The sequence below is a fragment of the Paraglaciecola chathamensis S18K6 genome (genome assembly GCA_000314955.1).
Classification (GTDB): Bacteria; Pseudomonadota; Gammaproteobacteria; order Enterobacterales; family Alteromonadaceae; genus Paraglaciecola; species Paraglaciecola chathamensis.
In genome coordinates, this window is record BAEM01000027.1 from 38,667 (window position 1) to 53,116 (window position 14,450).

At 42.4% G+C, this 14,450-nt stretch carries 16 protein-coding genes; all 16 read left to right on the forward strand.

Annotation, left to right across the window (positions count from 1 at the left end; all coding sequences use genetic code 11):
• The first annotated feature begins 51 nt into the window (after nucleotides 1-51).
• The 16 genes from GCHA_RS08425 (at nucleotide 52) to atpG (ending at nucleotide 14,444) form a co-directional block, all read left to right on the forward strand.
• The gene (locus GCHA_RS08425; protein WP_007987090.1) at nucleotides 52-534 is read left to right on the forward strand and encodes a YajQ family cyclic di-GMP-binding protein; all 483 of its coding nucleotides are present in this window, start codon (nucleotides 52-54) and stop codon (nucleotides 532-534) included.
• Between the two features lie 8 nt (nucleotides 535-542).
• Nucleotides 543-1,925 (forward strand): tRNA uridine-5-carboxymethylaminomethyl(34) synthesis GTPase MnmE, encoded by a 1,383-nt coding sequence (gene mnmE / locus GCHA_RS08430; RefSeq protein ID WP_007987093.1) that lies wholly within the window; start codon nucleotides 543-545, stop codon nucleotides 1,923-1,925.
• A 276-nt stretch (nucleotides 1,926-2,201) separates the two neighbouring features.
• A complete protein-coding gene (gene mioC, locus GCHA_RS08435) occupies nucleotides 2,202-2,639 on the forward strand; it encodes an FMN-binding protein MioC (protein ID WP_007987094.1) in 438 nt (145 codons plus the stop codon).
• Between the two features lie 3 nt (nucleotides 2,640-2,642).
• Nucleotides 2,643-3,317 carry a DnaT-like ssDNA-binding domain-containing protein gene (locus GCHA_RS08440; RefSeq protein WP_007987096.1) on the forward strand — a complete coding sequence of 225 codons (675 nt, stop codon included), beginning with the start codon at nucleotides 2,643-2,645 and terminating at the stop codon, nucleotides 3,315-3,317.
• A gap of 19 nt (nucleotides 3,318-3,336) precedes the next feature.
• The gene (locus GCHA_RS08445) at nucleotides 3,337-4,152 is read left to right on the forward strand and encodes an ATP-binding protein (RefSeq protein WP_007987098.1); all 816 of its coding nucleotides are present in this window, start codon (nucleotides 3,337-3,339) and stop codon (nucleotides 4,150-4,152) included.
• Between the two features lie 720 nt (nucleotides 4,153-4,872).
• Nucleotides 4,873-6,774: a tRNA uridine-5-carboxymethylaminomethyl(34) synthesis enzyme MnmG gene (gene mnmG / locus GCHA_RS08450; RefSeq protein ID WP_007987100.1), complete on the forward strand. Its 1,902-nt coding sequence runs from the start codon at nucleotides 4,873-4,875 to the stop codon at nucleotides 6,772-6,774.
• Nucleotides 6,774-7,421: a 16S rRNA (guanine(527)-N(7))-methyltransferase RsmG gene (gene rsmG, locus GCHA_RS08455; RefSeq protein ID WP_007987102.1), complete on the forward strand. Its 648-nt coding sequence runs from the start codon at nucleotides 6,774-6,776 to the stop codon at nucleotides 7,419-7,421. Before mnmG ends, rsmG begins: the two co-directional genes overlap by 1 nt.
• Before the next feature lie 150 nt (nucleotides 7,422-7,571).
• Nucleotides 7,572-8,360: a ParA family protein gene (locus GCHA_RS08460; RefSeq protein WP_007987104.1), complete on the forward strand. Its 789-nt coding sequence runs from the start codon at nucleotides 7,572-7,574 to the stop codon at nucleotides 8,358-8,360.
• A gap of 32 nt (nucleotides 8,361-8,392) precedes the next feature.
• Nucleotides 8,393-9,265 carry a ParB/RepB/Spo0J family partition protein gene (locus tag GCHA_RS08465; RefSeq protein ID WP_007987107.1) on the forward strand — a complete coding sequence of 291 codons (873 nt, stop codon included), beginning with the start codon at nucleotides 8,393-8,395 and terminating at the stop codon, nucleotides 9,263-9,265.
• A 101-nt stretch (nucleotides 9,266-9,366) separates the two neighbouring features.
• Complete coding sequence (locus GCHA_RS08470; RefSeq protein ID WP_007987108.1) at nucleotides 9,367-9,756, forward strand: ATP synthase subunit I; 390 nt, start codon at nucleotides 9,367-9,369, stop codon at nucleotides 9,754-9,756.
• A gap of 45 nt (nucleotides 9,757-9,801) precedes the next feature.
• The gene (atpB, locus tag GCHA_RS08475) at nucleotides 9,802-10,614 is read left to right on the forward strand and encodes a F0F1 ATP synthase subunit A (RefSeq protein WP_007987111.1); all 813 of its coding nucleotides are present in this window, start codon (nucleotides 9,802-9,804) and stop codon (nucleotides 10,612-10,614) included.
• Nucleotides 10,615-10,667: 53 nt separating this feature from the next.
• The gene (atpE, locus tag GCHA_RS08480) at nucleotides 10,668-10,916 is read left to right on the forward strand and encodes a F0F1 ATP synthase subunit C (RefSeq protein ID WP_006994918.1); all 249 of its coding nucleotides are present in this window, start codon (nucleotides 10,668-10,670) and stop codon (nucleotides 10,914-10,916) included.
• Between the two features lie 39 nt (nucleotides 10,917-10,955).
• Nucleotides 10,956-11,426, forward strand: coding sequence for a F0F1 ATP synthase subunit B (gene atpF, locus GCHA_RS08485; RefSeq protein ID WP_007987114.1), 471 nt, complete (start codon nucleotides 10,956-10,958; stop codon nucleotides 11,424-11,426).
• A gap of 14 nt (nucleotides 11,427-11,440) precedes the next feature.
• Nucleotides 11,441-11,974: a F0F1 ATP synthase subunit delta gene (atpH, locus tag GCHA_RS08490; RefSeq protein ID WP_007987115.1), complete on the forward strand. Its 534-nt coding sequence runs from the start codon at nucleotides 11,441-11,443 to the stop codon at nucleotides 11,972-11,974.
• Between the two features lie 13 nt (nucleotides 11,975-11,987).
• Nucleotides 11,988-13,529, forward strand: a complete 1,542-nt coding sequence (atpA, locus tag GCHA_RS08495) for a F0F1 ATP synthase subunit alpha (protein ID WP_007987117.1) — start codon at nucleotides 11,988-11,990, stop codon at nucleotides 13,527-13,529.
• A 54-nt stretch (nucleotides 13,530-13,583) separates the two neighbouring features.
• Entirely contained in the window at nucleotides 13,584-14,444 is an 861-nt protein-coding gene (gene atpG / locus GCHA_RS08500; protein ID WP_006994922.1) for a F0F1 ATP synthase subunit gamma, read from the forward strand.
• The last annotated feature ends 6 nt before the right edge of the window (nucleotides 14,445-14,450 follow it).

A 14,450-nucleotide genomic window follows, 5' to 3' on the forward strand; every position in this document is an offset into this window, starting at 1 on the left:
ATATTCAGCCCTAGCATTACAATAAAATTATTCAATCAATAGGAAATCACCATGCCCTCATTTGATATTGTGTCAGAGATTAAATTAGAAGAAGTTAGAAATGCGGTAGATAACGCCAACCGAGAGCTTTCTACTCGTTTTGACTTTCGCGGCGTAGAGGCAAGCTTCGAGCTAAAAGAAAGTGTTGTTACCATGTCTAGTGACAGTGACTTTCAACTAAAACAAATGCTAGATATTCTTCGCGGCACTTGTGTAAAACGCGGTGTTGATACCGCCGCTTTTGAAGAAAAAGACGTACAACACATAGGTAAAATATACAAACAAGCCATTGCCTTTAAAGAAGGTATTGAACAGCCTGTGGCGAAAAAGCTAATCAAAATGATAAAAGATGCAAAGATTAAAGTTCAAGCTTCAATTCAAGGCGATCAAGTGCGTGTTACTGGCAAAAAACGCGATGATTTACAGCAAGTCATGGCATTGGCTAAAAGCGGTGATTTCGATCAACCACTGCAATTCACTAACTTTAGAGATTAGGCATCACAGTGACTTCTGAGCAACATACCCCAGACCAAGACACCATAGTAGCGCAAGCGACCGCTAGCGGCCGTGGTGGCGTAGGCATAGTGCGTGTCTCAGGCACATTAGCAGCCAAGGTGGCTGAACAGATTATTGGCCACGTACCACCTGTTAGAAACGCACAGTACGTTCCGTTTGTGTCAAACACTGGGGAAGCACTCGATCAAGGTATTGCCTTGTATTTCAAAGCCCCTCACTCCTTTACAGGCGAAGATGTATTAGAACTTCAAGGGCATGGCGGCCAAGTTGTTTTAGACATGCTAATCAAAGCGACATTACAAATACCTAATGTACGCCTTGCAAGGCCTGGTGAATTTAGTGAGCGAGCCTATTTAAACGACAAGCTCGATTTAGCCCAAGCTGAAGCAATTGCCGATTTAATTGACGCCAGCTCAGAGCAAGCAGCTCGCGGAGCCTTGCGCTCATTACAAGGCGAGTTTTCAACGCAGACTAATCACCTCGTTGAACTACTGACGCATCTGAGAATATACGTAGAGGCCGCAATAGACTTTCCCGATGAAGAAATTGATTTTCTCAGTGACGGTAAAGTACAAAACGATTTATCTGCAATAACTGCCCAGTTATCAGCAGTAAAAAACAAAGCCCAACAAGGCAGCTTGTTGCGTGAGGGCATGCGGGTCGTGATTGCTGGTAGACCAAATGCAGGTAAATCAAGTTTATTAAATGCCTTAGCTGGTCGCGATGCAGCCATTGTTACTGCGATAGCAGGGACAACCCGTGACGTATTAAAAGAACATATCCATATCGATGGCATGCCATTGCATATAATTGACACAGCTGGCCTTAGGGATAGCTCTGACGAGGTAGAACGTATTGGGATTGAACGTGCTTGGCAAGAAATAGAACAAGCAGACCGAGTTTTGTTTATGCTAGACAGCACCGACACTCAAGAAAGCGACCCATATAAGATTTGGCCTGACTTTATGCAACGCTTGCCTGACAAAATGGGGCTTACTGTCATTCGCAACAAAGCGGATCTGTCAGGTGAAAGCATTGGTAAAGTCGAATATAAAGGCTATCCCGTTTTTCAACTCTCTGCCAGTCACAAGCAAGGTATCGACGTTCTCGCTGAACACCTAAAAGAATGCATGGGTTTCCATTCCTCAAATGAAGGGCAATTTATCGCGCGGCGCCGGCATATCGAAGCAATTGAACGTGCTGAAGAACATTTATTATTGGGCAAACAACAGCTAGAAGACAACCTAGCAGGCGAGTTACTTGCTGAAGAACTTCGCTTAGCACAATCCTACTTAAGCGAAATTACCGGTGAATTTAGTTCAGATGATTTGTTAGGAAAGATATTTTCATCGTTCTGTATTGGTAAATAGTCGCAAATTCTTTTAATCATCCCCAACACCCCAGCAAAATGTGATGCGTCACCTTGGCGCGTCTCGTTTTCAGCAGCGATTAGTGTAACGTTCAAAAAACACACATATAAATCATTTATCTTGTCACTAGGTAGTTGATAACAAACCTTAAGTTAAATATACCTAACCCCAAAGTTTATTTTTAATCGTAGTCACATTATCCCTTGAGTTCAGACGTAGTCGCGCACATCTATGCAAGGTACAATAACGACTGTAATTTAATGAGAAAGAAACTCCATGATAGATTTTGAGATAGTGGTTGGCAGTATGTTAGGTGCGAGTGAATACGTTGCTGACGCATTACAAGAAACACTGAGTAAGCACGGCCTAACGTCCAATATTCATTTAACACCTGATTTAAATGATGTATCTCGAGACGCCACCTGGATAATTTGCACCTCAACCCATGGGGCCGGAGATTTGCCAGATAATATTCAGCCATTTGCTAAGCAGATAGCAAAAACAGATACAAGTGATGTATCTTTCATCGTCATTGGATTAGGCGATAGCAGTTATGACACCTTTTGTTTTGGCGCAGCTCAAATGGAAAAAGTACTTAAAAATAGTGGTGCTAGAATGGATGCCCCTGCCCTAAATATAGATGTACTCCACCACCCAATACCAGAACAAGCCGCTGTTGACTGGTTAGAAACCTGGTTAAGTAGTAGAGGATAACATTTGAATACTTGGTTAAATGAAGCCGAACAAAAAGCGCTCAATCAAAACCTTAGTAATGATGCTCGGGTGCTCTACTTATTGGGCTTAAAACCTTCTATCGACCAAGCAACGGGCAAAACACCGGCATTAAATTACAAGTCTCTTTTGGCTATGCTTAATGCCAAAGAAACAAAGTTCACGCTTGGGCGTCAGGTAAACGCTTTAATAAAAGAACTGCTTCAAGTTGAGTTAGTGGCCTTTGTTGAAGATGTCGATTTAAGCAAAAGCTTCAACGGTAAAATACTGTTGTTACCTTTGTTAATGCTAAAATCCGATAATTACACTCAGCTGCATTTACAGTGGCAAAAGATGAGTGCTGATTGGACACCAAACAGCGCGTTATATAAAGATTTGGCTAAACTTGTCGGGATTATCGACAGCGAATTTTCCGACCACGAAATCGGCGATTTTGTCGCTTATTGGTTAGGCAGACCTGAAACCCAGTTCACCCAATTTCAGTGGACTCAAAAATTTGTTTTTAACGTCAAACAAAAGCGTTTAGCGAAAAATATGAGTGCTATTCATAAAGTCGGCAATCAAGTCGTCACGGCTAAACCTGGCGTCGTGGCCGATGAAAACGCCAAAAACCTTGTTGCTAAGTATAGTGGCAAGCTAAAGTCTACCTCTAATTCATGATCATCAACGGAACATTACCATGCAAAGTTTGAAAGACAGAATCGAACAACTCGGTAAAACACTTGGCAAGCAAAATATTCCTGAATCTTATACCGACTACAAAACGGTAAGATTAGAACATGAAGCATTAGCTAACCGAGATGTGCGTCAGTTACAAAAGGAAGGAAAGCGCAGTCGCATTCAAACCTTGCACGGTCGTTCTGATCTAAATCCAAAGTGGACATTCGATAACCTCATCGAAGACAGCGAAGATGTAAAAGAGGCTATCAGCATCGCCCATTCGTTTATTGCAGCTCATGAAGATACAGCGTGGCGAAAAAGCGGTTCACATATGATGATATTTTACGGAGACTATGGCCGTGGAAAATCGCATACCGCAGGTGCCATTGCTCACGAACTTATTAATCAATATGAAATTACAGTGTTATATCGGCAGCTTTCAACCTTATTAGAAATGCGGTTTTTCTCATACGACTACAGCGCAACTGATAAAGTAGGTGAGAAGTTTCGCGAAATTAATCAGGAACTACTCGATGTTGATTTGCTGATACTCGATGAAGTATGTGTCAATGAGTCATCCCTTAAAAAGAATGCGCAAAGTTGGTTAGGTAATCTGCTCAGACAACGTTTAGCACACAATAAGAACTGTATATTGATAACCAACCATAATTTAGCTCAGCTTGAGCAAGCCCTCGGTAGCTACTGCTTTGAGTCTATTAAAGAGTACGACACCTACAAAGTACGCTTTGAAGGGCCAAGCAGGCGTAAAGAAATCATCCCTTCTCAAGTAGAAACTCACAGAGCAACCGGTTACCAACCTAACCAAGTTAAATAATCCAACGTGCTTGTGGTTCAGTAGGTGTAAATGGCGAGTACTAAAGATCTTAATTCACTAAGATCTTTAGTGGTTAGATCTGCCAAAAAGATCTTTTACTCACTCGTTAGATAAACAATTCTCCTGTCAATTCGAACCAAAAAAGCTCCTTTAATACCTTTCTACTGCCCGAAAAACTTAGCTCAGCGACTAATTTGAAAAAAAAGAAATAATTTTTTTGGTCTAGATCTACTAGTTATACACAAGATGATCGACGATCGAGATCTACTAAGGTAAAGTCAGCTATAATCACGATTGCAGGAAGATCTTAGTGAATAAGATCACATTTTATGCACAGTTAGATCAAAACTTATCCTTTATTGTGCACAAGATCCTGTATAACTGCTGTATAATCGTTACATATCCACTTGATAATAATTGTCTCAGATCGGCTTGTGGATAAGATCGCTACTTACCCCCAAGCTATACAATTTAGATCAATGAATGATCACAACAAAACTTTGCTCGTATCTGTTTGATATATAATGAATTAATAGCCTTACACACAGATCTTGCGATCACTAATAGTAATAACATTAAGTAAAGATCTAAATAGATCTTATAAAGATTAAGCAAGATCGGTTCGATCTTCTGACTGAATTTTAAGCATTTAAATTCAGCAAAATAACATATAGAATACGCGCCCCTTTTTTGGGATATGCATGATTGAAGAGGTATGAAATGTTTTATCAACAACAATTTGATGTCATCGTTGTCGGTGGTGGTCACGCGGGTACTGAAGCGGCACTTGCGGCTGCGCGCATGGGCTCAAATACGCTGCTACTGACCCACAACATTGAAACCTTAGGTCAGATGTCATGTAACCCAGCAATTGGTGGGATCGGCAAAGGCCATTTGGTTAAAGAAATCGATGCTTTAGGTGGCAGCATGGCCACAGCTATCGATAAAGCTGGGATCCAATTTAGAACGCTTAATTCAAGCAAAGGCCCCGCAGTTCGTGCTACTCGCGCTCAAGCAGATAGATCTTTATATCGATCTGCGATACGTGACATTGTTGAACATCAAGATAATCTGACCATTTTCCAACAGTCTTGCGATGATCTCATTGTTGAAAATGACCAGGTCACAGGTGTAGTCACACAGATGGGCCTTAAATTTCACGCCAGAAGCGTTGTGATTACTGTAGGCACGTTTTTAGGCGGTACCATCCATATTGGTATGGAAAACTACAAAGGAGGCCGTGCTGGCGATCCTCCTTCCATTGCTTTAGCCGATCGCTTACGCGCTTTACCTTTTCGTGTTTCACGTTTAAAAACAGGTACACCGGCCCGCTTAGATGCAAGAACGCTTGACTACAGCGTGATGCAAGAGCAGTTGGGAGACAGCCCTACCCCAGTATTTTCATTCATGGGAAAAAGAGAAGATCACCCAAGACAAATTGCGTGTTATATCACTCATACCAACAGCAAAACCCACGATATCATTCGTGGTGGCTTAGATCGTTCTCCTATGTACACAGGGGTTATTGAAGGGATCGGGCCGCGTTATTGCCCATCAATAGAAGACAAGATCAATCGTTTTGCAGATAAAGATTCACACCAAATATTTGTTGAACCAGAAGGCTTGAACAGCATTGAAGTTTACCCAAATGGTATATCAACGAGTCTGCCGTTTGACGTTCAATTTGAGTTAGTTCGTTCGATCAAAGGGTTTGAAAATGCACATATTATTCGACCTGGTTATGCGATCGAATATGATTTCTTTGATCCACGAGATCTAAAGCAAACCCTAGAAACGAAATTTATCAAAGGGTTATTTTTTGCTGGCCAAATCAACGGTACCACGGGCTACGAGGAAGCCGGCGCACAAGGCTTAGTTGCAGGTGCGAATGCCTCACTGCAATGCCAAGGCAAGGATCCTTTGATCTTACGTCGGGATGAAGCATACATGGGTGTATTGATCGACGATCTAGCCACCATGGGTACCAAAGAGCCTTATCGTATGTTCACCAGTCGTGCTGAATATCGTTTGCTGTTACGTGAAGATAACGCCGATATCAGATTGACAACAAAGGGTCACGAACTTGGCTTAGTTGATGAAGAACGCTGGCAAGCCTTCAACCGTAAGCTAGAGGCAATCGAGCTTGAGCGTCAACGTTTACGCGATACTTGGGTTCATCCTAAACACGCCGCAGCTGACGTATTAAACCCGTTATTGAAAAATGCACTGAGTAAAGAAAATACTTTAGAGGATTTGATTCGTCGTCCCGAAATGACCTACGAAACCTTAATGAAAGTAACTGACTTTGGCCCAGGGATCGCCGATCCAAAAGCGGCAGAACAGGTAGAAATACAGATCAAATACGCTGGATATATTGAGCGTCAACAAGAAGAGATCGCTAAATCTCGAAAGAACGAGAATACCTTGATCCCGGTTGATTTTGATTACAGCCAGATATCTGGTTTGTCTAATGAAGTTGTCGCAAAATTGACTGATGCAAAGCCAGAAACCTTAGGCCTGGCCTCTCGTATATCTGGTATAACACCAGCTGCAATTTCATTATTGCTTGTTTATTTGAAAAAGCATGGATTGCTTAGAAAATCAGAGCGTAAATCAGCCTAATGACCGATAATTTCCATACCTTAGCGGCAAAATTGCAAGAATACATAAGCCTGACAGATTTACAGGTTTCTGAAGAGCAAATCAGTAAGTTAGTCGGGTTCGTGCAATTAATTCATAAATGGAACAAAGCGTATAACTTGACCTCAGTGCGGGATCCTGAATCTATGTTGATAAAACATATAATGGATTCTATTGTGGTGGCGCCTCATTTACAGCAAAGCCATTATATCGATGTAGGAACTGGCCCAGGTTTGCCTGGGATCCCCCTTGCGATCATGTTGCCGCAAACACACTTCACTTTGCTTGATAGCCTAGGTAAACGCGTCAGGTTTATGAAACAAGTCGCTTATGAACTCAAACTCGACAATATTCAACCTGTGCAAGCCCGGGTCGAAGATTATGCTAGTGCTCATGAACTTAACGGAGTGCTCAGTCGCGCATTTGCCTCATTAAATGACATGTTAACTTGGTGTCAGCATCTTATTGATAGCAACGGAACATTCATTGCGCTTAAAGGGCAATTACCCCAACAGGAAATCGACGAATTGCCTGAGGGCTTTGTTGTAACTGATACTATTGCGTTACATGTTCCTGAATTAGAGGGTGACAGGCATCTAATCAAGATTGTTAATACCAATCCCCGTTAATAAGTGTCCCCTCACTAACGTGGAATGGTATAAGACATAATTGAGCATTTCTTTTTCGCCTTAAAAGCATTATCTTCTGCAGATAATTTTTTTACTACGCTAGTTAGTTGTATAAAACGGATTAGCGATAAATAACACTGGAATATTATTTTGGGAAAAGTCATTGCCATTGCCAATCAAAAAGGTGGCGTCGGTAAAACTACTACTGCGGTAAATGTGGCTGCTTCTATGGCAGCGACCAAGCGTAAAGTCTTGTTGATCGATTTAGATCCCCAAGGCAACGCCACTATGGGTAGCGGTGTTGATAAATACGACGACCCCAATACCTGTTATGAATTATTGATTGAAGAAAAACCCATTCAAGAAGTGGTGATTAAAGAGACCTCAGGGAAATACGATTTAATTGCTGCCAATACGGACGTAACCGCGGCGGAAATTAAGCTGATGGAAGTGTTTGCCCGAGAGGTGAGGTTGCGCAACGCATTGGCGCCTGTGCGTAATTATTACGACTTTATCTTTATCGACTGCCCGCCTTCACTTAACCAGTTAACGGTGAACGCAATGGCCGCGGCTGATTCTGTTCTTGTACCAATGCAGTGCGAGTATTACGCCCTTGAAGGTTTGACGGCATTGATGGATACCATCAAAAAGCTCGCGTCGGTGGTGAATCCTGAATTAACAATTGAAGGGGTATTGCGCACCATGTACGATCCGCGTAATCGCCTTGCGAATGATGTATCTGAGCAGCTAAAGCGACATTTTGGTGAACAAGTGTATCGTACAGTTATTCCGCGCAATGTGCGCTTAGCAGAAGCGCCAAGTTTTGGTACGCCAGCTATGTACTATGATCGCTCATCAACAGGATCGAAGGCGTATTTAGCTCTTGCAGGTGAAATATTGCGTCGCAGTAAGAAAGAAAGCGTTGCTAAAGTTAGTTAACTGAAATTAATACGGGTCGAATAGAGAAATACATGTCAGCGAAGAAACGTGGGTTAGGAAGAGGTTTAGATGCATTATTGGCTACAAGTCAGGCGTCGCGTAATGCACAGGACAACCAGCCTGAGCAAAACGACAGTGAACTACAGCAGTTAGCAGTCGAATTCCTCAAACCAGGAAAATACCAACCCCGTAAAGATATGTCTCCAGATGCATTAGAAGAACTTGCATCTTCGATTCGCTCTCAAGGCGTTATTCAGCCAATTATCGTGCGTACCCTAGGGAATAATGAATTTGAAATTATTGCCGGTGAACGTCGCTGGCGAGCTTCCCAGTTAGCGGGTTTAGAAACTGTACCTTGTTTGGTTAAAGATGTACCCGATGAGGCTGCCGTCGCTATCGCACTGATTGAAAACATTCAGCGTGAAGATCTTAACGCAATGGAGGAAGCTCAGGCGTTAGAACGTCTGATGAGCGAGTTTGAATTAACCCATCAAGAAGTGGCTACAGCCGTCGGTAAATCTCGTACCACAGTGACCAATTTAATGCGTCTTAATAATTTACATGATGACGTTAAACTCCTATTGGAACACGGTGATATAGAAATGGGCCACGCCAGAGCATTACTGGGCTTAGAAGGGGATGCTCAGTTAGAAGCTGCTCATATTGTGTCAGGTAAAGGATTAACCGTTAGAGACACCGAGAATTTAGTGCGTAAATTCCTCGAACCTGCCACTCCTAAAGAAGAGAAAAAGCTCGATCCTGATGTGGTACGTTTACAAGATAAATTATCGCAGAACTTAGGTGCTCCTGTGCAGATTGCGCACAATGCAAAAGGTAAGGGTAAGGTCGTAATTAACTTTTCGAGTTTAGATCAATTAGACGGAATTTTGTTGCACATAAAGTAATGTTACAAATAGGCAGTCGAAATACCCTTTTCAGTTGTAAATTCGTCGCAGATAAGTATACTTTCGGCGCTTTTGAAGGTATCAGCAAGTAGAGGAATAAGTTGATAGCGAGTTTAACCGCACCTGGTCGAGCGTTGGCGAAAAATATTTTTTATTGCCAAATGACTATTATCATCGCCCTAAGTGTATTTTTTGCGGTAATTTATGGACAAAACTCGGCAATATCATCCCTGTTTGGTGGAGTAATATGTTTACTCCCAAACGTCATTTTTGCCTACTTTGCGTTTAAATATGCCGGTGCGAGTAAGAACAAACTGGTTGTTCAGCAATTTAATAAAGGCTCAAAACTCAAATTCTTCGCCACAATCGTATTATTTATCGTGGCATATCAATGGAAAGGGCTACAGCCTTTGCCGTTGATGTTGAGTTACGTTGTGACATTAGTCAGTCAATGGCCAGTAATAATTTTTTTAGGTCGCGTTAAACAGTAACGAGACCAATACAGATTTTTTAACTTTACATACTTGGGTGGCAAAATGGCAGGATCTGCTGGCGAACAAACCATTAGTGGTTATATTCAGCACCATTTGACCAATGCAGCGGTCGGCGAAGGTTTCTGGACCTTTCACGTCGATACATTAGCGTGGTCTGTGGTACTCGGATTAGTATTTATATTGAGCTTTCGCGCGGTCGCGAAAAAAGCAAGTGCAGGCGTGCCAGGCAAATGGCAAGCTTGTGTAGAACTTATTGTTGAATTTGTTGATGACACAGTAAAAAGTACCTATCACGGTAAGAGTGCGTTAATTGCTCCTTTAGCATTAACCATTTTCGTATGGGTATTACTGATGAACTTGATGGATTTAATTCCAGTCGATTTCCTACCGACGGCTGCTGCATTAATTGCAGGTGAGTCAATGGATGTCATCGCTGCGGGGCAGTCACATACTTATATGAAAGTAGTACCGACAACTGATGTAAACATGACCTTTGCCCTATCGCTTGGTGTGTTTGCGTTGATGATCTTTTACTCGGTAAAAATCAAAGGTTTCGGCGGTTTCATGAAAGAGCTTTATGCTCATCCTTTTAATACGCCTTGGTTATACTGGTTCAACTTTATTCTTGAGTTGGTGTCTTTGGTTGCCAAGCCGTTGTCATTATCACTACGTTTGTTCGGTAACTTATATGCCGGCGAGCTTATCTTTATTCTTATTGCAGGAACGATAGGTGTATGGCAATTGCCAATTCACTTCTTGTGGGCTGCATTTCACTTGTTAGTTATTCCATTACAGGCGTTTATTTTCATGATGTTGACCATCGTGTACTTAAGCCTAGCGAGTGAAGAACACTAGTTTTACAACGTTTTATTTTTTTAACATTAACTTAAACACAAAGGTGAAAATCTATGGAAATCTTAGGAAATCTTTATATCGCGGTTGGTATTTTGATAGGACTATGTGCATTGGGCCCAGCGATCGGTTTCGGTCTTCTAGGTGGTAAATTTCTTGAGTCAGCTGCTCGTCAACCTGAGCTAGCTCCTCAACTACAAGTTAAAATGTTCATTGTTGCTGGTCTTATCGATGCAATCGCAATGATCGGTGTTGCAATCGCTCTTTTCTTATTGTTCGTTGAAAGCGCGAAGTTTGCTGTTTAAGCACCTAACTAGACAATAACGAATATAGGAGGAGCGGTTTTGAATATCAATGCCACTCTATTTGGCGAACTAATAGCATTTATATTCTTCGTGTGGTTCTGCATGAAGTTTGTATGGCCCCCAATTATGGGCGCTATTGAAGAACGTCAAAAGAAAATTGCTGATGGTCTTGCTGCGTCTGAACGCGGTGAAAAAGATCTAGAACTTGCTCAAGCGAAAGCGACAGAGCAGTTGAAAGAGGCGAAAACTCAAGCAGCTGGAATTATCGAGCAGGCTAAGAAGCGTGGTTCTCAAATTGTTGATGAAGAAACGCAACGTGCCCACCAAGAGCGTGAGAATATCATTGCTCAAGGTCATGCTGAAATCGAAGCTGAGCGTAACCGTGCAAAAGAAGATTTGCGTAAGCAAGTCGCAGTGTTAGCTGTTGCCGGTGCTGAGAAAATTCTTGAGCGTCAAATTGATGCTGCAGCGCAAAGTGACATAGTTGAAAAACTTGTCGCCGAGCTATAAGGGGAATTTGAGCTATGTCTGAATTGACAACGATTGCTCGCCCTTACGCAAAAGCTGCGTTCGATTATGCGGTTGAGCAGAAAATTATCGCAGGCTGGCAGGAAATGCTGGTTTTCGCAGGTGAAGTAGCAAAAAATCCAGACATCAAAAATTTAATGTCTGGGGCCGTTGCGCCTGACACCCTAGCGGAAGTTTTTAACCAAATCTGTGGTGAACAACTTGACCAACATGGTCAGAACCTAATTAAGGTTTTGGCTGAAAATAAACGTCTTCAAGCACTTCCTGAAATATCAGAGTTGTTTAACGAATTTAAAACTGAATTCGACAAAGAGATCGAAGCAGATGTTATTTCTGCTACCGAACTTAATGAAAAACAACAGGCTGAAATCAGTGGGGCTCTTGAAAAGCGTCTTGCACGAAAAGTTAAGCTGAATTGTAGCGTCGACCCTACCCTGATCGCCGGAGTTAAAATCAAAGCCGGTGATACAGTGATTGATGGCTCGGTTAAAAGTAAATTAAACCGTCTCACAGACGCGTTACAAGCATAACGGGGAAAAGAGCATGCAACTGAATTCCACTGAAATTGCAGAACTGATCAAACAGCGAATTGAACAGTTTGAAGTAGTAAGTGAAGCTCGTAACGAAGGAACTATCGTTGGTGTAACTGACGGTATTATCCGTATTCATGGCCTTGCAGATGTAATGCAAGGTGAAATGATTGAGCTTCCTGGTAATCGCTACGCTATCGCATTGAACCTAGAGCGTGACTCTGTTGGTGCGGTTGTTATGGGCCCTTACGCTGACCTTCAGGAAGGCGCAAAGGTAACTTCATCAGGTCGTATCCTTGAAGTACCAGTTGGTCGTGGTTTGCTAGGTCGTGTTGTTAACACGCTTGGTGCACCGATCGATGGTAAAGGTGCAATTGACGCTGATGGTTTTGAGCCTGTAGAAAAAATTGCCCCTGGCGTAATTGAACGTCAGTCGGTTGATCAGCCTATTCAAACTGGTTATAAATCAGTTGATGCCATGATCCCAGTTGGTCGTGGACAACGTGAATTGGTTATCGGTGACCGTCAAACAGGTAAAACTGCTTTGGCCATTGATGCGATCATTAACCAGAAAGATTCTGGCGTTAAATGTGTTTACGTAGCGGTTGGCCAAAAGGCTTCAACAATTGCTAACGTAGTACGTAAGCTCGAAGAGCACGGCGCAATGGCTCACACTATTGTAGTTGCAGCATCAGCTTCTGAATCAGCAGCATTGCAATACCTTGCTCCTTATTCAGGTTGTACTATGGGTGAATACTTCCGTGACCGCGGTGAAGATGCGTTGATCGTATACGATGACCTATCTAAGCAAGCTGTTGCTTATCGTCAAATTTCACTATTACTACGTCGTCCGCCGGGTCGTGAAGCATATCCTGGTGACGTTTTCTATTTGCACTCGCGTCTTCTAGAGCGTGCGGCACGTGTTAACGAAAACTACGTAGAGAATTTCACCAAGGGTGAAGTAAAAGGTAAAACAGGCTCTTTGACTGCATTGCCAATTATTGAAACTCAAGCTGGTGACGTATCAGCATTCGTACCTACTAACGTAATCTCAATTACCGATGGTCAGATTTTCTTAGAAACTGACTTGTTTAACTCAGGTATTCGTCCTGCGGTTAACGCTGGTATTTCAGTATCTCGTGTTGGTGGTGCAGCCCAGACTAAAATCGTTAAGAAGTTAGGTGGTGGTATCCGTCTAGCGCTTGCTCAGTACCGTGAATTGGCAGCTTTCTCTCAATTTGCATCTGACCTTGACGAAGCGACTCGTGCTCAATTAGAGCATGGTGAGCGTGTTATGGAATTAATGAAGCAGAACCAATATGCACCACTTTCAGTGGCTGATATGTCTGTTTCATTGTTCGCTGTTGAAAAAGGCTACTTGAAAGACGTTGAGCTAGACAAAATCCTAGATTTTGAAGCCGCGTTGCACTCGTACATGAACAGCGAGTACGCTGAGCTGATTAAAACTATCAATGATACAGGTAACTTCAACGGTGAAATTGAAGCCACGTTAGCTGAAGCTTTAGAGAAATTTAAAGCAACACAAACTTGGTAATCAATGGCACTGCCTTAACGGCAGTGCATTCGTTGAATAATCGGAGATAGATTTATGGCTAGCGGTAAAGAGATAAAAGGTAAGATCGGGAGTATTAAAAATACTCAGAAAATCACCAGTGCAATGGAGATGGTTGCTGCGTCTAAAATGAAAAAGGCGCAAGACCGTATGACTGCAAGTCGTCCATACGCTGAGAATATTCGAAACGTGATCGGTCACCTGGCTAACGCTAACCTTGAATATCGCCATCCTTATTTAGAAGACCGTGAAGTAAAGCGTGTCGGCTATATCGTTATCTCAACTGACCGTGGTTTGTGTGGTGGATTGAACACCAACGAATTTAAAAAGGTCACTAAAGATGCGAAGAAATGGCAAGAACAAGGTGTAGAAGTTGATTTTGCAGCTTTAGGTTCTAAATCTTGTGCGTTCTTTAATCGTTTCGGCGGCAATATGTTAGCTGCTGAATCAGGCCTTGGTGATGCACCAAGTGTAAAAGACGTCATTGGTTTAGTGCGTATTATGCTCAACGCCTTCAACGAAGGTAAAATCGACCGCCTGTATTTGGTGTTTAACAAGTTTGTTAACACCATGGCTCAAGAGCCACTGATCGATCAATTGTTACCTTTGCCTAAATCTGAAGATAAAGCATTAAAGCACCGTTGGGACTATATCTACGAACCTGATCCAAAACCTATTTTGGATACGTTATTGGTTCGTTACATCGAGTCTCAAGTATATCAAGGCGTAGTTGAAAACGCTGCGTCCGAGCAAGCTGCTCGTATGGTCGCGATGAAAGCGGCCACAGATAACGCAGGTGACTTAATTGATGACTTACAACTGATATACAACAAGGCACGTCAAGCGGCAATCACACAAGAGATCAGTGAGATTGTAAGCGGCGCGGCTGCGGTGTAGGCAAAG